Genomic DNA, 19,870 nt, shown 5'->3' on the forward strand with positions numbered 1-19,870 from the left:
ATCGGAGTTGTCCGGTGTCATGCGCGGGCGGAACTTCGGAACATTGGGCATGACAACAGAAGGATTGTGCGATGGGCACTCTGGATATTGACTTCGTTCGGGCGCAGTTTCCGGCTTTTTCCGAACCCAGCCTGAAAGGGCAGGCATTTTTTGAGAACGCGGGCGGCTCCTATACCTGCAAACCCGTTCTGGATCGGCTGACCCGCTTCTATACCCAGCGCAAGGTACAGCCATATGCGCCCTACGAGGCCAGCCGTCTGGCGGGCGAAGAGATGGATGAGGCACGTGTCCGGATGGCGGCTCTGCTGGGCGTGGACACCGACGAACTCAGCTTTGGCCCTTCGACCACGCAGAACACCTACGTACTGGCGCAGGCCTTTCGGCAGTGGATGAAACCGGGTGAAGCGATCGTGGTAACCAACCAGGACCATGAAGCCAACTCGGGGCCCTGGCGGCGCCTTGCCGAGGACGGCATCGAGGTTCGCGAATGGGAAATCGACCCGGAAACCGGTTCGTTGAATCCGTCCGATCTGGAAAATCTGCTGGACGACAAGGTGCGGCTGGTTTGCTTTCCCCACTGTTCCAACGTGATCGCCGAGATCAACCCGGTCACCGAAATCACGGCGATCGCGCATGCGGCCGGGGCATTTGTCTGCGTGGATGGTGTGTCCTACGCACCGCACGGCTTCCCGAACGTGGGGGACCTTGGGCCGGATATCTACCTGTTCTCGTCCTACAAGACCTACGGACCGCATCAGGGCTGCATGGTGATCCGGCGCACGCTGGGCGAGCTGCTGCCCAATCAGGGGCATTTCTTCAACGGAGACGTGCTGTACAAGCGGTTCACACCGGCCGGCCCGGACCACGCTCAGATTGCCGCCAGCGCCGGCATGGCCGACTATGTCGAACAACTCTGCGACCACCACGGCGGCCCATCTTCGGGGGCTTCCGCGCGTGGTGCTTTTGTCCACGACCTGATGCGTGGGCACGAAGTTGAGCTTCTGCAGCCGGTTCTGGACGCGCTCAAGGATCGCAACGCGGTGCGCCTGATCGGCCCGTCCGATGCCGAACGCCGGGCTCCGACCGTGGCCTTGGCCGTCAACCGCGACGCGGAAAGCGTGGCGGCTGATCTGTCCAAACACGGCATCATGGCCGGCGGTGGTAATTTCTATGCGGTTCGCCCGCTGACCGCCATGGGTGTCGATCTGGAGCAAGGTGTTCTACGGGTAAGTTTCACCCACTACACCTCGCGAAACGAGATCGACCAATTGCTCGAAGCATTTGACCGGGTTTTGTGATCCGGTAACAGTTCCGCCCCGTAGACATATGAAAACGGGGCGGAAATGGACAAAGAGCAGTCACCAATCATTTTGTGGTTCCGGCGTGATCTGCGCCTGAGTGACCATCCGGCTTTGGCTGCGGCCGCGCAGACAGGGCGACCTGTGATTCCTGTTTTCCTGCGCGATCAGCTGGTCGATGACTTGGGCGCGGCTCCGAAATGGCGGCTGGGCCTCGGCCTTGCCGCATTGTCTGACGGCCTCGAGCGCAAGGGCAGCAAGCTGATCCTGCGAAGCGGCCCGTCGCTGGCCGCGCTTGAAGACCTGATACGGGAAACGGGGGCAACTGATGTTTATTGGTCGCGGGCCTATGATCCCGAATCCATCGGGCGTGACACTCAGATAAAGGCTGCGTTGTTCGCGCAGGACGTATCCGCCAAGTCTTTTGCCGGGCATCTTTTGTTCGAGCCATGGACGGTCGCCACAAAGGCGGGTCAGCCCTTTCGTGTTTTTACGCCCATGTGGCGGGCTGTGCGAGGGAGAGAGGTCGACGCTCCCAAGCCTGCACCGTCGCGGATCGCGGCACCCCGATCATGGCCGCAGTCGGACGTGCTTGAGGCTTGGAACCTTGGCGCGGATATGCGTCGTGGCACGGTGGTCGTTCGGGCTCATGTCGAACCGGGCGAGGCCGCCGCATTTGCGCAGCTGGACGAATTCACCGAACGGCTCGACGCGTATCCAGCAAAACGCGACGATCTGGGCGATGACGGCACATCGGGACTGTCCGAGTACCTTTCGTTGGGCGAGATCAGCCCGGCAACCATCTGGCACCGGGTCCAGAGCGCAGGGTTTTCCGGTTCATCCGGGGCCGAGGGCTTCTTGCGCCAACTCGTCTGGCGCGAGTTCGCATATCACCTGATGTACCACACACCGCATCTACTGAGCGCGAACTGGAAGCCGGAATGGGATGCGTTTCCGTGGAACACCGACGCCGACACCCCCGAAGTTCGAGCCTGGACAATGGCGCGAACGGGGATACCGGTGATAGATGCGGGCCTACGGCAAATGTATGTCACCGGGCGGATGCACAACCGTGTCCGAATGATCGTCGCCAGCTACCTGACCAAGCACCTGATGACGCACTGGAAGATCGGCAAGGATTGGTTTGCGGACTGTCTGGTCGATTGGGATCCGGCAGCGAATGCCATGGGGTGGCAGTGGGTTGCCGGGTCGGGGCCGGATGCCTCGCCGTTCTTTCGTATCTTCAACCCGCAGACCCAAGCCGAGAAGTTTGACCCCACGGGCGACTATGTCCGCCGATGGCTGGCCGAAGGACAAAAGAACCCTCCCGAGACGGCGCTTGCCTATTTCGATGCGGTGCCGGTGTCATGGGGACTGTCTCCGACGGATGCCTATCCTGATCCGGTCGTTGATCTGAAGGTTGGGCGACAGCGGGCGCTTGCCGCCTACGAAGGCCGAAAACACCAGTAAGGAATTGAAAACTTGCCAGAAACGGAATCCCGTCCTAGCCTGCTCCGACCACCGCACAGGGGAGAGCGGATGATCCTGACGACGACAGAGGGGCAAAAAAACCTGCCCAGATATTTTTCGCAGGTCTTCAAGATGCTGCATCGAATGGAGTCCGGACGGCTGGACATCGCGCTGCCGGATGGGCGCGTGTTTCGCAACGAAGGCGCCAAGCCCGGACCTGTCGCCCGCGTCGACATTCACGACCCGGATGTGTTCGCCCGGTTGATCCGTGAAGGCGAGCTCGGCTTTTCCGACGCCTACCTTGAGGGTGGGTGGAGCACACCTGACCTGCGCGCCTTCATGGACCTTGTCCATCTGGGCACTGAGACGGTGTATGATGATTTCACTGGAAAATTTTTGGTTCAGGCCTATGAGCGCCTGCGGTTCTGGCTGCACCGGAACAACCGAAAACAGGCCAAAAAGAACATTTCGTACCACTATGATCTGGGCAATGATTTCTACAGCCTGTGGCTGGATGAGACGATGACCTACTCCAGCGCGCTGTTCGAAACCGGTCAGGAAAGCCTGGAAAAGGCTCAGACGGCCAAATATGCCAGCCTGGTGGACGAGATGGGAGCAAAGCCGGGCGACCACATCCTTGAAATTGGCTGCGGTTGGGGTGGCTTTGCCGAATACGCCGCCAAGGAAAGGGACCTTAGGGTCACAGGCCTGACCATCAGTCAGGAACAGTTGAAGTATGCGACGCAACGCATAGAAAAAGCTGGACTTTCGGACAAAGTAACCTTCAAGCTGCAGGACTACCGCGACGAGCGTGGGCAGTATGACGGCATTGCGTCGATCGAGATGTTCGAGGCCGTTGGGCAAAAGTACTGGCCGGTCTATTTTCAAACGGTCCGCGACCGGCTGAAGCCCGGCGCACGGGCCACGCTTCAGATCATAACAGTGGCCGACCGCCGCTGGGACGTCTACAAGAACGGTGTTGACTTTATCCAGAAATACATCTTTCCGGGCGGCATGTTGCCGGCCCCGACGGTGCTGAGGCAGGAAATCCAGCAGGCCGGTCTGGATGTGGTCAAGTCGAAGGAGTTCGGCCCAAGCTATGACCTGACCCTGCGGCGCTGGTACGACACGTTCAACGACAAATGGGACCAGGTTTCTGCGATGGGCTTTGATGAGCGTTTTCGCCGCATGTGGAATTATTATTTGACCGCCTGCGGCGCAGCCTTTGACACGGGCAATTGCGATGTGACACAGATCACCGTAGCAAAACCCAACTAACACACGGAAATACCGGAATGCCGACAGCCTCACGTCTTGTTGCCGCGCTCAGTCTCATGGTGGTGGCTTTCCTTGTGTCCGGCATGATCATCGACAACGGCGAAGAGGGAAAGGACTACGGCTACTTTACCTATGTGAACCTGGTCCTTGGTTTTTTGTGTGGTTGGGTCATCATGGGCAAACGGGCCGGCCGCGGCTGGACTGCAGCCGTCAACAACGGCCTGACCGGAGTGGTTTCTCTGGTGTTTTGGGGCCTGTTCGTTCAGGGCACGTACGAGATGTTCCGGCTTGCGATGCGTCACCGCTATGACGGGCCATTCGAGGCATTGCTGGCCATTTTCCAGATCGGTGTGGATTTCGGCAAGCAACTGATCTCGCCCGAGATCATCGCGACCTTGGCGATTGGTGCTCTGCTGTCCGGCCTGTTTACCGAAGGCGCCTCGCGGCGCTGGAACTGACGCCCTAGTCACGAGCCTACGATGACCAATCTGTTTTTCTACGGCACATTGCGGTATTTGCCGCTGCTTGAACTTGTTTTGGGTCGCTCGGGTCAAGATCTTGCGGCCGAGCCGGCGATGCTGCCGGACCATGCGGTTCACGCGGTGCAGGACCAAGCCTTTCCGATGATCCTTGAGGCGCCCGGCGCAGCAGCACGGGGTATCTTGGTGCAGAACCTATCTACGCAAGACATCGAACGGTTGGCCTTCTACGAAGGTGGGTTCGACTATGACCTGCACGTCAAAGAGGTCGTCCTTGAGGGCGGATCGACCGTTTCCGCCCAAGTCTTCTTTCCCGCTCCCGGGCTATGGACGCCGGCCGATCCCTGGTCGTTGGAAAAGTGGGTGTCCGAGTGGGGCGCGATGACCCTCTTGGCTGCGGATGAGGTCATGGGATATTTCGGCAAGGTCGATGCCTCTCGGATCGCGCGCAGTTTTTCCGCCATTCGTACCCGCGCGTGGGCCAAGCTTGCGGCGCAGCAACGAAAAACCGGGGATGGACGCAGCGCCGGCGATGATGTGATCGTTCACCTCCACACGCGCGCATACATCGACTATTTCGGGATGGAAGAAATCGAACTGCAGCACCGCCGATACGATGGGTCGATGGGGCCGGTTCTCAATAGGAATGGCTTGATGCAGGGTGCTGCGGTCGTGGTGCTGCCGTTTGATCCCCTGCGCGATACGGTCCTTCTGGTTGAGCAGTTCCGAACCCCGGTATTCTTGATCGATGACCCCGAGCCTTGGATGTGGGAACCGGTCGCCGGCATGATCGACCCCGGAGAAACCCCTGAACAGGCGGCCCACCGGGAAGCCATGGAGGAGGCGCAGGTGTCGTTCTCGCGGCTCGAATATGCAGGTGGCGCCTATTCTTCGAGCGGATCTTCCACCGAATTCATCCACCTCTATGTTGGGATTGGAGACCTCACCGCCTCGATCAACAATGGTGGCTTGGCGACCGAGGGGGAGGACATTCGCAGCAGGATTCTGCCATATGCGGAATTCATGGATATGGTTGACCGGCATGTCTTCAAGGACCTTCCTCTATTGTCCCTGGCGCATTGGTTGGCACGCAACCGCGATCGGTTGCGGGGATGACTATCCCGCCTTGTGGTCGGCGCAGGGCACCTGTACATCTGCGAAAACGCCAATTTACAAGAGGGTGCCATGCGCATTGCACGAGACCTTGCTGACGCCGTAGGAAAAACTCCGTTGATCCGGCTGCGCCGTGTCAGCGAAGAAACCGGGTGCGAAATCCTTGGGAAGGCCGAGTTCATGAACCCCGGTCAGTCGGTCAAGGATCGCGCGGCGCTGTTCATCATTCGCGACGCCATTGCGCGCGGCGATCTCAAGCCCGGTGGGACGATTGTCGAGGGGACGGCGGGGAACACGGGCATCGGTCTGGCGCTGGTCGGCGCGTCGATGGGGTTCAAAACCGTGATCGTCATCCCGGAAACCCAATCCGAAGAGAAGAAGGACATGCTGCGCCTCGCCGGGGCTCAACTGGTTCAGGTTCCCGCTGCACCTTACCGGAATCCCAACAATTTTGTGCATTACTCTCGGCGACTGGCCGAGCAGTTGGCCAAGACCGAACCCAATGGTGCGATTTGGGCAAACCAGTTCGACAACGTCGCGAACCGTCAGGCGCATGTCGAGACCACCGGGCCGGAAATCTGGGAGCAGACTGACGGCAAGGTCGATGGATTCATCTGCGCGGTCGGATCCGGCGGAACGCTGGCCGGTGTGGCCGAGGCTTTGCAGCCCAAGGGCGTCAAGATCGGTATCGCCGATCCGATGGGTGCCGGTCTCTATTCCTATTACACGACGGGTGAAATCGCGATGGAGGGTGGCTCGATCGCCGAAGGGATCGGCCAGGTCCGCATCACCAAAAACCTTGAAGGGTTCAAGCCCGACCACGCCTACCAGATTACGGACAACGAAGCGTTGCCCTATATCTTCGATCTTCTGCGCGAAGAGGGGTTGGTCATGGGTGGATCCACCGCAATCAACATTGCCGGCGCCGTGAGGCTGGCCAAGGAAATGGGTCCGGGTCACACCATCGTCACCGTGTTGTGCGACTATGGCACGCGCTACCAGTCGAAACTGTTCAACCCCGACTTCCTGCGTGAAAAAGAATTGCCGGTTCCAGAGTGGATGACCGAGGCCCCGCGCAGCATTCCGGGTGTTTTTGAGGACGTATGATGCTGCGGCGGTTTCTGGTTTTACTGGGATTTGCGTTTGTGGTCGCATCTGGCGTCGCAGGCGGAGCCTCGGCGCAGCTGACCGACCGTCAGAGCGAGTACTACCAGGGTTGGCTCAGCACCGCCGAGCGTGCCGAGAAGGTGATCGAAGCCAATCGGGCATCGAATGCTTCGATGGAGAAATTGCGCGCTGAAATAAGTGGTTATCGGGACGACTTCAATCGCGCCCGAAATGCGAACACGGATCGCATTCAAACGCTGGAAAGCCAGCTCAAGGCATTGGGGCCCAAACCCGATGACGGATCTTCGGAACCCGAAGACATCGCCAGCTTGCGAGAGAACCTCGAGCAGCAACTCAACAGCCTGAAGGTGCCGCGGATCATCTCGGAAGAGGCCTATAGCCGTGCCAACGGCCTGATCAGTGAAATCGACAAGATCATTCGTGAACGGCAGCGGAAAGAGTTTCTTGAGCGCGGGCCATCGCCGCTCAACCCGGCGCATTGGGCGCCTGCCTGGGTGGACGTAACCGAAGCTGGCCGTGCATTGATGAACGAGACGAAGGCCAACATGCGTTCGGCCCTTGTCCGCGAAAAGCTGAAAGAGAGCGGACTTGCCATCGGTATTCTGCTCGCGGTGGCCGCGATCCTGCTGCTGTTCGGGCGATCATGGTCGGAGAAAGCTGGGGATTATCTGCGGCGGTTCGGAGGCTCCGGGCGTGGCGTATGGACATTCGTCGTGTCGCTGTTCCGGATCATCCTGCCGTGGTTCGGGGTTGCCCTCATCGTTCAGGCGGTGGTCATGACCGGAGTGCCTGGGTTGCGCGGCACATTGCTGATCCAGGAAATTCCGTATTGGGCCGCGATCATCCTGTTTTACGACTGGATCGGCCGTCAGGTCTATTTGATGGGCGAAGAACGGGGTTTCAAAGTCCTGTCGGCAAATACGATCAAGGAACTGCGGGTTTATCTGGATCTGCTCGCGCTGATGCTGATCCTGCATGAACTGGGCCAATTGTTCGAACGGATCGAAAACACCTCTGAGGCTACTCGCGCCGTCGTCAGCTTCCCGGTGATACTCGTGACAGCCCTGTTGCTGCTGCGGATCCGCCAAATCCGCCGCCCCGAAGGTTCTGAGGACGAGTCTGAGCAGGGCCAGTCGACACGGGCGGCCGGGTTCAGTCAGCTGGTCGAGCTGCTCCGTCGGGCGCTGTTTTTCCTGGGCATCGCAAGCGTTGTCCTGGCTGCCATTGGCTATACCAATGCCGCCGAAGCGATCGTGTTCCCATCGGTCAAAACGCTGGTCCTGATAACGGCCATCGTCATCTTCCAGAGGTTCGTCAGCTCGATCTATGGCTGGCTGACGGGGCAGGGCGACGCGGCCAGCGACTCGTTGTTCTCGGTGCTGGTCGGGTTCGTTCTGGCCATTCTGTCGTTGCCCATTCTGGCGCTGTATTGGGGCGCGCGCGACTCGGACCTGCGCGAGGCGTGGTCCCGGCTTCTGATGGGTTTTGACATCGGCGGCGTGACGATCTCGCCCAGCAACTTCCTGACTTTCGCGGCCGTATTTGCGATCGGTTACATGCTGACCAGACTGCTGCAGAGCGGTTTGCGTAACTCGTTGCTTCCCAAAACCAGCATCGATCCGGGGGGGCAGAACGCGATCGTCGCAGGAACGGGCTATGTGGGAATTTTCCTTGCGGCGCTGGCAGCGATCATTGTCGCGGGTTTTGATCTGTCGTCACTGGCGATCGTCGCGGGTGCGTTGTCTGTAGGCATCGGTTTCGGATTGCAGACAATCGTGTCGAATTTCGTATCGGGCATCATCCTGTTGGTCGAACGGCCGATTGCCAAAGGGGACTGGATCGATGTCAACGGGATGATGGGCTATGTGCGCGACATCTCGGTGCGCTCGACACGGGTGGAAACCTTTGACCGGACCGATGTGATCGTTCCGAACTCGGACCTGATCAGCGGCGTGGTGACCAACTATACCCGCGGCAATACCATCGGACGGGTCATCGTTCCGGTTGGCGTCGCCTATGGGACTGACACCCGAAAGGTCGAGAAGATCCTGGGCGAAATCGCGAATGCGCATCCGATGGTGTTGGCCAACCCGGCACCCAACGTCGTGTTCCAGGGGTTTGGCGCGGACTCGCTGGATTTCGAAATCAGAGCGATCCTGCGCGACGTGAACTGGGTCTTGTCCGTAAAGTCGGACATGAACCACGAAATCAACCGGCGCTTCACCGAAGAAGGGATCGAGATTCCATTCGCACAGCGCGATCTCTGGTTGCGGAACCCCGAGGTTCTGGTGCAACCGGCCAACAAGGCAGCGAAGCCCCAACAGCCGGATCAACAGGAATCTGTGAAGACCGACGACGCAAGCTCGGCGCCGATGGGCCTGACCGAGGCGGACATGGACGGAGACAACGGCGAAGAGCTGTAGTCAGAGGACTACAGCACCATCTCGCTGGCTGGACGAGACCGAAGCGACCCCGTTCAAACGTTTGGTGTGGGGGAGCTTCAGGCAACTTGCGGATCCCCTGGATTTCCGCGCAATCGGCCCTTGCAAATCCCTGTTCGTTGGTCCAAATATCGCCGGCACGGAGAGGTGGCCGAGTGGTCGAAGGCGCACGCCTGGAAAGTGTGTAGGCGGGAAACCGTCTCCAGGGTTCGAATCCCTGTCTCTCCGCCATTCATCTTGAATACCCACAGTTTTTGCGCACCGCGCGGGATCGGCCGTGCTTTGACCCGGACACGTTGGGCGAACAAGTGTGGCGTGCTTGGATGCCTACAGCCGAGCGGTGAGGGGTTGTACCGAGACTGTTACGTATCGGGGAACTGCACGGCCAGTTCTTTGCTTTTGGGGACGGCTTGGCAGGTCAGAACTTCACCCCGCGCGATGTCGTTCCGATCGAGGGCTATGTGCACCCGCATTTGAACCTGACCCTCTGTCCGATTTGCGCGGCATGCGCCGCAGACGCCTGACTGGCAGCTGAAGGGCGGCGTCAGTCCCGCTGCAATGGCGGCCTCCAGGATCGTTTGCCCAGCCTCGATAGGCACATCGCGGGTTTTCCCATCCAGCGTCACCCTCGCTGTGGCCGCCATGCCGGATTGGTTCATGTCCTGAACTGGGTCGGCGCCGAAGCTTTCCATGTGGATGCGAGAATCGGGCACATCCAGCGCGTTCAGCGCTGCCCGGACGTCTGAGTTCATGCTGCCAGAGCCGCAGATCCAATACTGGACGTCCTGCGCGATGGGGGGCGTCTCGTCGATTGCCGCCTTGATCGCATCCGTGTCAACGCGGCCGGTTCGCCAGGGGCTGAACCAGCTCAACAGCGATCGAGATGACAAGACATGGCGCAAGGTGAACCGGTATGGGTTGGCCTCGACAAGGGCGTCCAGCGTTTCCCGAAACAGAATCTCATTCTCGGACCGGTTGCCGTAGATTAGATGGGCGACGGAATGTGGCTCGTGGTCAAGCACGGCTCGGATCATCGCATAAAGCGGAGTCAACCCGCTGCCCGCGCCAAAAAAGTAGTGCGTGCGTCGTGCAGTTGCGTTGGGTTCCAGCGTGAAGCGGCCAAAGGGTGGCATCGCCTCGACCGCATCTCCGGCGCGCAGGGTGTCGCCGATATGGTTCGACACCAATCCCCTGGAAACGCGTTTCACGGTGATCCGCAGCGCTTCGTCTGGCGGGTTTGAGATGGTGTAGCAGCGTCGCTGCTCTTTCCCGCTCAGGCCGAAGCGCAGTGTCAGATGTTGGCCGGGGGACGAGCGAAACAGCTCAGTCAGGGCTGGTGGTACGTCCAGCACGACGGTGGTTGCTTCGCCACCGATTTCAGGCCGGATTTCAGCCACGGACAAGGGGAAGAATTTGCGGGTCACGAGTGGTCCTTTCCTGAGCAAAAGACGGCCATCTTCAGTCAGCGATAATCCATGGTGGTGTGCAGTGCGCGGATCACCCATTTTCGGCCTTTGCGCGTCAGCGAAAAGCGGTCGGTTTGAGCCATCGTACCTGCGTGACCCTGCCAGTCGTACTTGACTGTGGTGACCGCTGTTGCCGTGGCGCTGCCCGGCTCTTCCGTGATCACGATCCGCGGGGGTGAGCGCTCTGTTTCCACATACCCCTGCAGCTCTGGGACAGGTTCAAAGCCGGGGTCGCCGTTTCGCTGGGCCCAATCGGCCACCGAATAGCTAAAGTGATCATCCGGCTGGCCCTGACCATATTTTACGGTGATCGTGTGGATCGCTTCGGGATCCCAGTCGCTCCACGCGATCTGGGAGTCGGGGGCGGAGAGCTGACGTTCGGCAACCGCCTTCGGGTCGCTGCCGGGCGCGGCGAGTGCCAGTCCGCCTGCCAGGGCGATCCCAACCAAGCTGGCAAGAATGCGGAGTATCACGGGATGACCTTTGTGTTCTGGGCAATTGGGCGCGGGATGATTGGTGCCGGCCCAGGGATGGCGTTTGGGGAGAGTGTTTTGGGCCTTGTCATGTCTCGGCCTCAGCTTTGGTCATGAAGTCCATAACAACTTGCTGATGCTGCAAAACCGGGCCTTCTCCGACAGAGGCGGGGCCGACTTCAAACAACGGGCTTGCCAAGGATTTCTGTTGCTGTTCGCAGGCATAGACATCTTCGGTCGTGAAATCGCCCGAGGTCATCGGGTCATCTTTACCCAACGCATCGTCGCCTTTGTATTTCGGGCCACCGAAGTCACGCCAGAACGCGTAAGATGACCATTGCTGCCGCGAGTACTCCGACGCCGACGCGCTGGCCAACCGGGTGCGGTTTTCCACTCGCGTTCGGTCGGGCGCGAGTGGCGTGATGATGAAGATGTTCCAGCTGTCTTCACTGCCTGCCAAGCCAATGCCCGGAAACAGCATCGGCACCCAGGCGCCAACATTCGGTTTCGGGATTACCCGCGGAGTGGGCAGGTTTTTCTCGAGCGCGCGGGCATAGTCTGACGAGGGCGGCTCCCAAAAATGATAGTGTGGACCTTTCCAGCCATATTCTGCGCGACCATGGTCATACATGTGCAGCGTGTTCGAATGCAGGTGGCTCAGGTGGTAGACGTCGATGTAGTTCTCAACAACGATCTTCCAGTTGGCGCGGATCTCATAGCTTTGGCGGGCTTCGCCGTATTCGACCAATTCTTCGGGCTTGTGCCGGCCCAGCAGCGGATCCACGGGCCCGAACCACTCCGCAAGGCTCGGCGCCTGCGGGTCAGGGTGCACGAAGATCATCCCGCGCCAGAGATCGACGCTTGCGGGTTTCAACCCGAGGCAAGATTTGTCGATGCCGTCAGGATATTCGCGGTTTTCATCCGGGACCGAGATCAGGTTGCCTTCCAGATCGTAGGTCCAATCGTGATAGGGGCAGGTCAGTGCCTTCTGTGTTTTGCCCACTGCACGGATCAATTGGGTTCCGCGGTGACGGCAGATGTTGTGGAACGCCCGCAGCCGACGGTCGCGCCCCATTACGACGAAGATGTTGTGCAAACCTGCCTGGACCGAGATGTAATGTCCGGGCTCGGGTACATCCTCGGCAAACCCGGCATATCGCCAGGTGCGAGAGAAGATCAGTTCTTGCTCGCGGCCGTACCAGTCCTGCGCTGTATAGGCAGAGGCGGGAAGCCGGTGATACATTCGTGTCATGAAAACCTCTCAGACCAGTCAGGCCGGATAGTCGGCCGGTGCGATGTCGGCGGTAACCATCAGGCCGCCGAAGACCATCCAAAGAACAGTAACGGTCCAGAACAGGAGTGGATCGGTTTCGCGGTTGACGGTATTGATCAGGAAAGCTTGGCCGCTGCGGATCGACGGTATGGCCCACCAGAGGAATACCAGCCCCCAGGGCCATTGGAGCCCCAGCCATGTGGCCACCAAAAGAACGGGTAGGGCTGCGTAGTTGATCAGTCTGGGGAGATTGATCATGCGTCACTCTCCAAGCTTGCAAGCAACGCCAGCGCCGCCGCTTTCAGATCGTCGCGCCACTGAGCTGGCGGTGAAATCGGGACAAGCGCGTCGATGTTCTGAGCGCAAGCGGTTACTCCATGGGCGACGGCCCGAATGCGTTCGGGAGGTGCCGATGGATAGGCGCGGGCCAGATTGCCTTCGATGACGGCCAGAAAGTCGGCGTAGCTTTGGGTCAGTTTGGGGCCCAGGTCAGGAATGCGTTCTGCGGCCGTTGCCAAAGCCTGCCAAGCCAGCATCAGGCGGGGATCATGGCCGTGCCCGTCGTCAAACAGGGCATCAATCAACTCAGATGGCTCACCCTGCGACCCGAAGTGAACCGAGACCGCCTCTGTAACTTCGGCAAAAGCGTTGATCACGTGGTCTGCCAATGCCGCCGTCATGTCATCCCGGTTTCCCAAGTAGTGGCGCAACAAGGGCCGTTTGACACCAGCCTCCGCCGCGATGCGTTCTTGTGTTGCGCCTTCCAATCCGAAACGGGCCACACAGGTCAGGTAGGCATCGAGTATTTCAGCGGATCGTTGGTTTTTGAGCGTAGGCCGGGGCATTGGGGTTCCTTATTGTCATTTTTGACAAATAACTACAGCGGATAAGTTGTCAATAATGAAAATTAACAAAAGCAGGGTTGAGGGCAGGCCAAAATCAGCCTGTCCCTGCTCAGGATTTGGTATGATCGGATGGTCGTCCGTGTCGGGTCTCGTCAGATCATACGACCGTTCCGCGCAACTGCACAAAAGCTGGCGACAATAGCCGAAATCTGGCCGATTGGACCGCAAAGCGTGTTGGCAGAGCAGCAGGTGTTCGAACCGGCTACTTGCTGTGGCCTGTCATGTCGTACAAGGCTGAAATCTGTTCAGCGCTCAGCTGGCGAGGGTTCAGGCCTCGGGTCAGCAGCGCGAGTTTTGCGGTTTCCTCCAGTTCCTCCATTGCGAAACTGGCCGCCCAGATGTCTTTGCCGGCAACCACAGGGCCGTGATTGGCCAGCAGTACCGCGCTGCGCTGTCCGGCCAGTCCGCGGACCGCATTTCCCATTTCTGGGTCGCCGGGCAGGAAGAAAGGCAGCAATTTCACCCGACCGACCCGCATGATTGAATACGGGGTCAATGGCGGCAGAACGTCCTCGGGGTCAACTTCGGGAAGCATGGACCAGGCCACCGAATGCGTCGAGTGGAGGTGGACCACAGCCCCGGTCTGCTGCCTTGTGTCGTAGAAGGCCGAGTGCAGCGGGACTTCCTTGGTCGGTAAGTCGCCATCAATGTGCTGAAACCGGGCATCCAGATGGCTGATCCGCGCCGGGTCGAGAAACCCCATCGAACTGCCGGTCGGCGTAACCAGGATCGTTCCGTCGGTCAGCCGGGCCGAGATGTTGCCCGACGCACCGCAGGTCAGCCCCCGGTCGAACATCGACTTTGCAAGCAGACAGATTTCTTCCCGCAGCTTCGCCGCCTCGCTCATTGTTGCCGCTCCATTCTGTTCAAGGCGTCCGCAAAGAAATCGGGGCCGCCGAAATTGCCCGATTTCAGCGCCAGTGCAATGGACGGGGTGCCGGGCAGGAGTACCATGGGAACGCCGGCGGCCAAGCGGGGGCCGATCTGCAACTGCTGTGCGCGCAGGCCCTGGACAACCGCGCCGGAAGTTTCACCCCCTGCAATGACCATCCGTCGGAAGCCCGCAGCCCGCAGGCTGCGGGAGAGATCGGAGAACAGGTTTTCGATCGCGGCAGATGCCTGTTTCTTGCCGAAGGAATCCTGTGCTTGCCTCACGACTTGTGGATCGGCCGAAGAATAGATCAGCGGCGGTTGTTTCTGCTCGAGCGCCCAGTTGACCAATTCTTCCACCGAGATCGAGCCGCTGACCGCGTCCCGCGCCGTGACCTCACGGTGTGGGGCGACGTCCCGGAAGCGCGCGACTTGCTCTCGGGTGGCGCGGCTGCAGGATCCTGACAGCACGATGCCGGGTCCGGACACTCCGTCCCACTGTGGGTGTTGCGGTTCAAACCCAAAATTTGCCGGCAACCCAAGCGCGATCCCGGACCCGCCGCAAAGAAGCAGGGTATCGCGGGCAGCCTTGCCGATTTCCAGCAGGTCTGCGTCGCGGATTGCGTCGACGATCGTATGACCTTTGGGAGGCAGGGCAGACCGAATGGCCGCAGCCCCCTGCATGACCACCAAGGCGGCCACATGATGGATCGTACCGGTGGACTGGGTGGCCAGCAGACGCCGGAGATCAGGGTCGGTCATCGGAGTCAGTGGATGGTTCTGCATGCCGCTTTCACTCAGCAACTTGTCCTGCACGAACAGGTGCCCTTGGTAAACGCTGCGCCCATTTTCGGGAAAAGCCGGACAGACGATCGTGGTCGGAGCGTTCAGCCTTTCCGCAAGCGCATCCAGAACCGGACCGATATTGCCCTTTGCGGTGCTGTCGAAGGTCGAACAGACCTTGAAGACGATTTGCTGCGCACCCTGGGACAGCAGCCAGTCACAGGCTGCCAGACTGTCGCGCACCGCCTCGTCAACCGGGGCCGTGCGCGACTTGAGCGCAACCACGGCCGCATCCAGATCTTGGTCCACGTGGCCCGTTGGGATGCCAACAAACTGGCTGACCCGCATGCCGCCCTCGGCGAGGGTCAGGCCAATGTCGGATGCGCCGGTGAAATCATCGGCAATGACTCCGATCTTCATAGTTTGATCTCTCTGATTGGCCCCGTGTCCAGACGGTTGATGTGGTCGGCTGGTCCCGGGGGAAAAACGGACCGGACCAGTGGATCGTGGCCTGGGATGATCAGGCCAAGGGCGGACGCGAGGCTTTGCAGCTTGTCAAAGCCCTCCAGCATGTCCTGCAGGTCGACCACAATGGGGAATGGTTTTCGGGCCATGAAGTTCTCGTAGTAATGCGATGCGTCCGAGGCCAAAACCATCCAGCCGCTGGCAGTCCGGACACGTACGCATTGCAGCCCGCGGGAGTGGCCGCCGATGCAATGGACCGTGACTCCGTCAGCCAACTCGGCGTCGCCGTCATGGAAAACCACTTTGCCGGAATAAAGCCGCTTGACCGCCTCGCAGATATGACCGGCCGAAAATGGCGCACGCAGAGTGTCGTGGCACATGCAGGGACCCGTGGCAAAGGCCATCTCGGCCGCCTGCATATGCAACGTGGCGTTTGGAAACAGGTGCAGACCCCCTGCGTGGTCATAGTGCAGATGCGTGACGATCACTTGCTGAATGGCCTCTGGCGCGATCCCGAATGGCCGTAGGGCATCACGTGGATCCATGGCAATAGGCCGTCCACGGCTCAGCCCTTCGTCGGTGTCATATCCGGTATCCACCAGGATGACCTGAGTGCCGCGCTTGAGCAGCCACAGGTAGTAGTCCATGGCATGAGGGGCAGCGTGATCGTCATCCAGTATGAAACTGTCGGCGCGGGTGCGGGCATTTCTGTCCGCATATTTGATGGCATAGACTTCCCAGTCGTTCATCGCATGACCTCGGAGAACGTGTTGACCTGCTTTCGGACCACCATATCCGAAACCGCCAGATCAAATGTCTTGAAATGCGGACTGTCCAAGTGGATCCTGAACGCGTCGGCGTTCGAGTAGATCTCATACAGAAAAACGATGGCCGGATCGTCCCCTGCGCAGACGTCGAATTGCAGACACCCGGGTTCGTCGCTCAACGACGTGCGCGCGTTGTCCAGCATCATCGGCAGGAAACGATCGCGTGTCCCGGGCTTCAACTCGAAGGTTACGGTGACGGCATACATCAGGCGGGCGCTCCTTTCAGGCGGGCGAACAGGCGTTTGACCGGAGGCAATTGGCTGAGGATCAGCGCCAGGTTCAACACCAGCAGAATTGCTGCTCCGGGTCGAGAAACAAATACTGACAGATCACCATCCGACAGGAACAGTGACCGGCGGAATGTCTCGTCGAACAACCCGCCAAGGATGACGCCGATGACCAGTGGCGCAATCGGATATTTCATCAGGTTCATGAAATACGCCACGAAGCCGACCCCCAGCATCAGGTAAAGGTCATTGATGCCGCCACCCACACTGAATGAACCAATCGTGGTCAGAACCATCACGACGGGCAAGAAAACAGTTTGCGGGATTTTGAGAATCTTGATGAAGACCCGCGCGGTGAAAAGGCCCATCAGGAACATCGTCAACGATGCCAGCACCAGGATGGCCACGACCCGCAGGATGATTTCGGGGTCGATCGTTGGGCCGGGGATGACGTTGTTGATTTTGAACGCCCCCAGCAGCGCGGCCGCGGGTGGTGAGCCGGGGATGCCCAGCACCAACAGGGGGATCAGTGCGCCGCCGATACAGGCGTTGTTGGCTGTCTCTGAACACAAAAGCCCGTCCAGTGAACCTTTGCCGAAGTTCTTCCCATCCTTCGAAACGGTTTTGCCGACACCGTAGCTGACCCATCCGGCAACATCCTCGCCGACGCCCGGCAGGGCACCAACGCCGGTGCCGATCACGCCGGACCTGCCGATGGTGGGCAGGTGACGGCTGACCGTCGAGAGATTTGGCAGGATCGAGCCTTTGAGAGCCATGACCTTGCCGGCTTCGACATGGCGCAGGCCTTCGATGATCTGAGGGATCGCGAAGGCCCCCATGAGAACGGGCACCACCTGGAACCCGCTCAGCATGTAGGACCAGCCGAAAGTGTAGCGGGGTTCGGACAGCAAGGGGTCAAGTCCGACCATGGCCATGGCAAGCCCGATCAGACCGGATATCCACCCTTTGAGTACCAGGTCCTCGCTCATGAGCGTGCCAGACAGAAGGATACCGAACAGGGCCAGTAGCGCCTTTTCCGGGCTTGCGATATTCTTTGAAACAAGCAGCAGTGCCCAGACGAAGATCAGGAGCGTGAGTGTGCCGATAATGGTCCCGATGAAACTGGCCGTCGTCGTCAATCCAAGCGCCTCACCTCCGCGTCCGGCCTTGGCAAGCGGGTGACCGTCCATTGCGGTGGCAGCGCTGGCGGCGGTGCCTGGGATGTTTAGCAGGATCGAGGGATAGGACCCGCCGTAAATCGCCCCCACATATGCGCCCAGCAGTGCGATCAAAGAGTAATCCAGCGGGATCTTGTTGCCGAAGAATCCGGTCAGAATGGTCACGGCAAGGGTCGCGGTCAGGCCGGGCAGGGCACCGAATGTTATGCCCAGAAAGACCGAAAAAACCAGATAGAGATAGGTCAGCGGATCGGCGACCAGCGCAGCGAAGGCATGGCCGAAACCCGCCAGCTGAGACAAGACGAACTCCATGGTCTTAGCCTTTCCAGATCGGGCGGAGCGTCACGTAATAGTGGTACTCGATTTGTTGAAACAGCAGGCCACCGCGCGCCGGAACATTCTGGCGAAACCCGAAGGCCATGGCGCAAACAAGAATAAACGGGGCCAGGACGGCAATGTAGGGAACAACCCGCAAAAGCCGCTCGGACCGGGCTTTGATCAAAACCGGGATCGTCAGGGCAACCCAAATGCCCAACGTGATCCAGTCGTCCGCATGTGCGTTCCAGTCGGCTTGAGCAGGGTAGAGCAACCAGGACGTGAACCCAGCCAGGCAAACGGCGCCGCAGGCGATCATCGCGCGCCGCGGGTGCCCACCGTAGTACCCAAATATGAGAGCGGTAATCAGAAGGCCGGAGCACAGGATGAAATCGACGCGCGGCACCAGCCCGCCCACATAAGCCAGAAGGATCAGGCCAATGGTGGAAAACCGAAGTGCTTCGTCAGGGTTCCAGCCGATGCCAGCCGCACCAAGGGCGTGCCGCGCCCCGCCGGACCGGACCGAAATCACGAACAGCGCGATCGAAAGGCACAACAGGCCCACAAAGATGAACAACGGAACAATGGCTGCTGAGTCGTACCATTGGGTACCGCTGACCCCCGCCTTGTTTTCTCCCCACAGCGGGATGTCCATGGTCTTCCACAGGAAGAACACCGATGTTGCCCCCAAAACCAGCGACGCCCAGAAATCCCGTGCGCGCAGGACCAGAATGTCCTCAGCCTTTTCCAACTTTGCCCTCCCGTGCAAAAAGGGGGCGCGGAACCGCGCCCCCAAGATCGTTTGTCGCTCAGGGCTTCTCGATGCCCAGAGAGGCCGGATCGACGGTCGTCGCGCCCAGATCTTGCAGGGTGTATGCAAAGGTGGATTCCAGCGTCGAGAACAGCTTTTGCGCCTCGGGTCCGTACTGTCCGCCGATGTCATAATTGTTTGCTGCGGCCCAATCGGCCACGGCCTGCGAGGCCATGGCTTTCTGGAACGCATCCGCCAGTTTTGCCTTTACATCGTCGCTTGCCGAATTGTGGACCGCAAAGCCGATTGCCTGTTTCAGCGGCAGATATTGGTCGAGCCCGTCATAGATGCCGAAGGCCGAAGGAACGGTCATTCCCGCGATTTCCGCGTTTTCAGGTGTCAGCATCGCCAGAGGGCGCAACTGTCCGCCTTCGATCAGCGGGGCCTGTTCCGCCAGCGAGGTCACGACCAGCGCAACTTCACCGGCAATGGCGGCCTCTTGCCCCGGAGCTGAGCCTTTGTAGGGGACGAATTTGAACTCGGCGCCTGAGCCCTTTTCGATGGCCAGCAGGTTCAGGTGGTGGATGGATCCCGCACCGGAGGCTGCCGCCGGGATGGTTCCGGGCGCGGACTTCGCCGCGTCCACCAGCTCTTCAAGGCTGTTGTAGGGGCTGTCGGCGGGAACCGAGATCAAATCCGGAGAGCCGCCAACGATGAACGGATACCAGTAGTCGAACTTTTTGTCCCAGCCGCCTTGGACGGCGGCGGTCACGTTCGATTCGGAAAGTCCCACCAACGTATAGCCGTCATCAGGCTGGTTCATGACGTAGACCATTCCGTTTGAACCCGCCACGCCTCCGGTCTGGTTGATCACGTTGATCGACACCGGCAGATGTTTCTCCATCTCGGCCATGATCATCCGGTTGATGGTGTCGGTACCGCCTCCGGCGCCCCAGACGACGGCGGTGGTAATGTCCCGGTACGGATATTCCTGTGCGCTGACGAGCCCTGCGGCACCTGCCGACATTAGGGCGGCCGCTGCCAACCTTGCGATTTTCGACTTCATCTCTTCCTCCCAGATGCAGTGATGTGTTTGTTGTTGCATTTAATTGCGTATACGTTACACAATG

General features: G+C 59.7%; 19 protein-coding genes and 1 tRNA gene. 8 read left to right on the forward strand and 12 right to left on the reverse strand.

Annotated elements, in window-relative coordinates:
- Nucleotides 1-71: 71 nt before the first annotated feature.
- The 8 genes from K3752_RS07150 to K3752_RS07185 all read left to right on the forward strand — a co-directional run bounded on the left by K3752_RS07150 (nucleotide 72) and on the right by K3752_RS07185 (nucleotide 9,438).
- Nucleotides 72-1,298 (forward strand): aminotransferase class V-fold PLP-dependent enzyme, encoded by a 1,227-nt coding sequence (locus K3752_RS07150; RefSeq protein WP_260065837.1) that lies wholly within the window; start codon nucleotides 72-74, stop codon nucleotides 1,296-1,298.
- A 45-nt stretch (nucleotides 1,299-1,343) separates the two neighbouring features.
- Nucleotides 1,344-2,768 carry a deoxyribodipyrimidine photo-lyase gene (locus K3752_RS07155; protein ID WP_260065838.1) on the forward strand — a complete coding sequence of 475 codons (1,425 nt, stop codon included), beginning with the start codon at nucleotides 1,344-1,346 and terminating at the stop codon, nucleotides 2,766-2,768.
- A 69-nt stretch (nucleotides 2,769-2,837) separates the two neighbouring features.
- On the forward strand, nucleotides 2,838-4,046 hold the full coding sequence (locus K3752_RS07160) for a cyclopropane-fatty-acyl-phospholipid synthase family protein (RefSeq protein ID WP_260065839.1): 1,209 nt from the start codon (nucleotides 2,838-2,840) through the stop codon (nucleotides 4,044-4,046).
- Nucleotides 4,047-4,063: 17 nt separating this feature from the next.
- Nucleotides 4,064-4,504, forward strand: a complete 441-nt coding sequence (locus K3752_RS07165) for a TrgA family protein (RefSeq protein ID WP_093961876.1) — start codon at nucleotides 4,064-4,066, stop codon at nucleotides 4,502-4,504.
- 21 nt (nucleotides 4,505-4,525) lie between these two features.
- A complete protein-coding gene (locus K3752_RS07170) occupies nucleotides 4,526-5,641 on the forward strand; it encodes an NUDIX domain-containing protein (RefSeq protein ID WP_260065842.1) in 1,116 nt (371 codons plus the stop codon).
- A gap of 69 nt (nucleotides 5,642-5,710) precedes the next feature.
- The gene (locus tag K3752_RS07175; RefSeq protein WP_170338935.1) at nucleotides 5,711-6,745 is read left to right on the forward strand and encodes a cysteine synthase A; all 1,035 of its coding nucleotides are present in this window, start codon (nucleotides 5,711-5,713) and stop codon (nucleotides 6,743-6,745) included.
- Complete coding sequence (locus K3752_RS07180; protein ID WP_260065844.1) at nucleotides 6,745-9,189, forward strand: DUF3772 domain-containing protein; 2,445 nt, start codon at nucleotides 6,745-6,747, stop codon at nucleotides 9,187-9,189. Before K3752_RS07175 ends, K3752_RS07180 begins: the two co-directional genes overlap by 1 nt.
- Before the next feature lie 159 nt (nucleotides 9,190-9,348).
- Nucleotides 9,349-9,438 (forward strand) — tRNA-Ser (locus K3752_RS07185).
- A gap of 131 nt (nucleotides 9,439-9,569) precedes the next feature.
- On the opposite strand, the gene K3752_RS07190 is transcribed toward K3752_RS07185, so the two are convergent.
- The 12 genes from K3752_RS07190 to K3752_RS07245 all read right to left on the reverse strand — a co-directional run bounded on the left by K3752_RS07190 (nucleotide 9,570) and on the right by K3752_RS07245 (nucleotide 19,806).
- The gene (locus K3752_RS07190) at nucleotides 9,570-10,631 is read right to left on the reverse strand and encodes a 2Fe-2S iron-sulfur cluster-binding protein (RefSeq protein WP_260065846.1); all 1,062 of its coding nucleotides are present in this window, start codon (nucleotides 10,629-10,631) and stop codon (nucleotides 9,570-9,572) included.
- A 38-nt stretch (nucleotides 10,632-10,669) separates the two neighbouring features.
- Entirely contained in the window at nucleotides 10,670-11,146 is a 477-nt protein-coding gene (locus K3752_RS07195) for a hypothetical protein (protein ID WP_260065848.1), read from the reverse strand.
- Nucleotides 11,147-11,234: 88 nt separating this feature from the next.
- A complete protein-coding gene (locus tag K3752_RS07200) occupies nucleotides 11,235-12,398 on the reverse strand; it encodes an aromatic ring-hydroxylating dioxygenase subunit alpha (protein ID WP_260065850.1) in 1,164 nt (387 codons plus the stop codon).
- Nucleotides 12,399-12,416: 18 nt separating this feature from the next.
- Nucleotides 12,417-12,677 (reverse strand): hypothetical protein, encoded by a 261-nt coding sequence (locus tag K3752_RS07205; RefSeq protein ID WP_170339481.1) that lies wholly within the window; start codon nucleotides 12,675-12,677, stop codon nucleotides 12,417-12,419.
- A complete protein-coding gene (locus K3752_RS07210; RefSeq protein ID WP_260065853.1) occupies nucleotides 12,674-13,264 on the reverse strand; it encodes a TetR/AcrR family transcriptional regulator in 591 nt (196 codons plus the stop codon). The genes K3752_RS07205 and K3752_RS07210 overlap by 4 nt, the downstream gene beginning before the upstream one ends.
- A 262-nt stretch (nucleotides 13,265-13,526) precedes the next feature.
- A complete protein-coding gene (gene otnC / locus K3752_RS07215) occupies nucleotides 13,527-14,171 on the reverse strand; it encodes a 3-oxo-tetronate 4-phosphate decarboxylase (protein ID WP_170366996.1) in 645 nt (214 codons plus the stop codon).
- Nucleotides 14,168-15,397, reverse strand: a complete 1,230-nt coding sequence (gene otnK / locus K3752_RS07220; protein ID WP_260065856.1) for a 3-oxo-tetronate kinase — start codon at nucleotides 15,395-15,397, stop codon at nucleotides 14,168-14,170. The genes otnC and otnK overlap by 4 nt, the downstream gene beginning before the upstream one ends.
- The gene (locus K3752_RS07225) at nucleotides 15,394-16,191 is read right to left on the reverse strand and encodes an N-acyl homoserine lactonase family protein (RefSeq protein ID WP_260065858.1); all 798 of its coding nucleotides are present in this window, start codon (nucleotides 16,189-16,191) and stop codon (nucleotides 15,394-15,396) included. Before K3752_RS07225 ends, otnK begins: the two co-directional genes overlap by 4 nt.
- The gene (locus K3752_RS07230) at nucleotides 16,188-16,475 is read right to left on the reverse strand and encodes a putative quinol monooxygenase (protein ID WP_170597966.1); all 288 of its coding nucleotides are present in this window, start codon (nucleotides 16,473-16,475) and stop codon (nucleotides 16,188-16,190) included. The genes K3752_RS07225 and K3752_RS07230 overlap by 4 nt, the downstream gene beginning before the upstream one ends.
- Complete coding sequence (locus K3752_RS07235; protein WP_260065861.1) at nucleotides 16,475-17,986, reverse strand: tripartite tricarboxylate transporter permease; 1,512 nt, start codon at nucleotides 17,984-17,986, stop codon at nucleotides 16,475-16,477. Before K3752_RS07235 ends, K3752_RS07230 begins: the two co-directional genes overlap by 1 nt.
- A gap of 4 nt (nucleotides 17,987-17,990) precedes the next feature.
- Nucleotides 17,991-18,740: a hypothetical protein gene (locus K3752_RS07240; protein WP_260065862.1), complete on the reverse strand. Its 750-nt coding sequence runs from the start codon at nucleotides 18,738-18,740 to the stop codon at nucleotides 17,991-17,993.
- A 58-nt stretch (nucleotides 18,741-18,798) separates the two neighbouring features.
- Nucleotides 18,799-19,806: a tripartite tricarboxylate transporter substrate binding protein gene (locus tag K3752_RS07245; protein WP_260065864.1), complete on the reverse strand. Its 1,008-nt coding sequence runs from the start codon at nucleotides 19,804-19,806 to the stop codon at nucleotides 18,799-18,801.
- Between the last annotated feature and the right edge of the window lie 64 nt (nucleotides 19,807-19,870).

The organism is Ruegeria sp. B32, from assembly GCF_025141855.1.
Classification (GTDB): Bacteria; Pseudomonadota; Alphaproteobacteria; order Rhodobacterales; family Rhodobacteraceae; genus Ruegeria; species Ruegeria arenilitoris.

Bases quoted from the DNA above. Each gene is read 5' to 3' on its own strand.
- K3752_RS07200 (WP_260065850.1), bottom strand. From the start codon at position 12,398: ATGACACGAATGTATCACCGGCTTCCCGCCTCTGCCTATACAGCGCAG.
- K3752_RS07170 (WP_260065842.1), top strand. From the start codon at position 4,526: ATGACCAATCTGTTTTTCTACGGCACATTGCGGTATTTGCCGCTGCTT.
- K3752_RS07175 (WP_170338935.1), top strand. From the start codon at position 5,711: ATGCGCATTGCACGAGACCTTGCTGACGCCGTAGGAAAAACTCCGTTG.
- K3752_RS07245 (WP_260065864.1), bottom strand. From the start codon at position 19,806: ATGAAGTCGAAAATCGCAAGGTTGGCAGCGGCCGCCCTAATGTCGGCA.
- K3752_RS07230 (WP_170597966.1), bottom strand. From the start codon at position 16,475: ATGTATGCCGTCACCGTAACCTTCGAGTTGAAGCCCGGGACACGCGAT.
- K3752_RS07205 (WP_170339481.1), bottom strand. From the start codon at position 12,677: ATGATCAATCTCCCCAGACTGATCAACTACGCAGCCCTACCCGTTCTT.
- K3752_RS07150 (WP_260065837.1), top strand. From the start codon at position 72: ATGGGCACTCTGGATATTGACTTCGTTCGGGCGCAGTTTCCGGCTTTT.
- otnK (WP_260065856.1), bottom strand. From the start codon at position 15,397: ATGAAGATCGGAGTCATTGCCGATGATTTCACCGGCGCATCCGACATT.
- otnC (WP_170366996.1), bottom strand. From the start codon at position 14,171: ATGAGCGAGGCGGCGAAGCTGCGGGAAGAAATCTGTCTGCTTGCAAAG.
- K3752_RS07165 (WP_093961876.1), top strand. From the start codon at position 4,064: ATGCCGACAGCCTCACGTCTTGTTGCCGCGCTCAGTCTCATGGTGGTG.
- K3752_RS07210 (WP_260065853.1), bottom strand. From the start codon at position 13,264: ATGCCCCGGCCTACGCTCAAAAACCAACGATCCGCTGAAATACTCGAT.
- K3752_RS07225 (WP_260065858.1), bottom strand. From the start codon at position 16,191: ATGAACGACTGGGAAGTCTATGCCATCAAATATGCGGACAGAAATGCC.
- K3752_RS07235 (WP_260065861.1), bottom strand. From the start codon at position 17,986: ATGGAGTTCGTCTTGTCTCAGCTGGCGGGTTTCGGCCATGCCTTCGCT.
- K3752_RS07160 (WP_260065839.1), top strand. From the start codon at position 2,838: ATGATCCTGACGACGACAGAGGGGCAAAAAAACCTGCCCAGATATTTT.
- K3752_RS07155 (WP_260065838.1), top strand. From the start codon at position 1,344: ATGGACAAAGAGCAGTCACCAATCATTTTGTGGTTCCGGCGTGATCTG.
- K3752_RS07180 (WP_260065844.1), top strand. From the start codon at position 6,745: ATGCTGCGGCGGTTTCTGGTTTTACTGGGATTTGCGTTTGTGGTCGCA.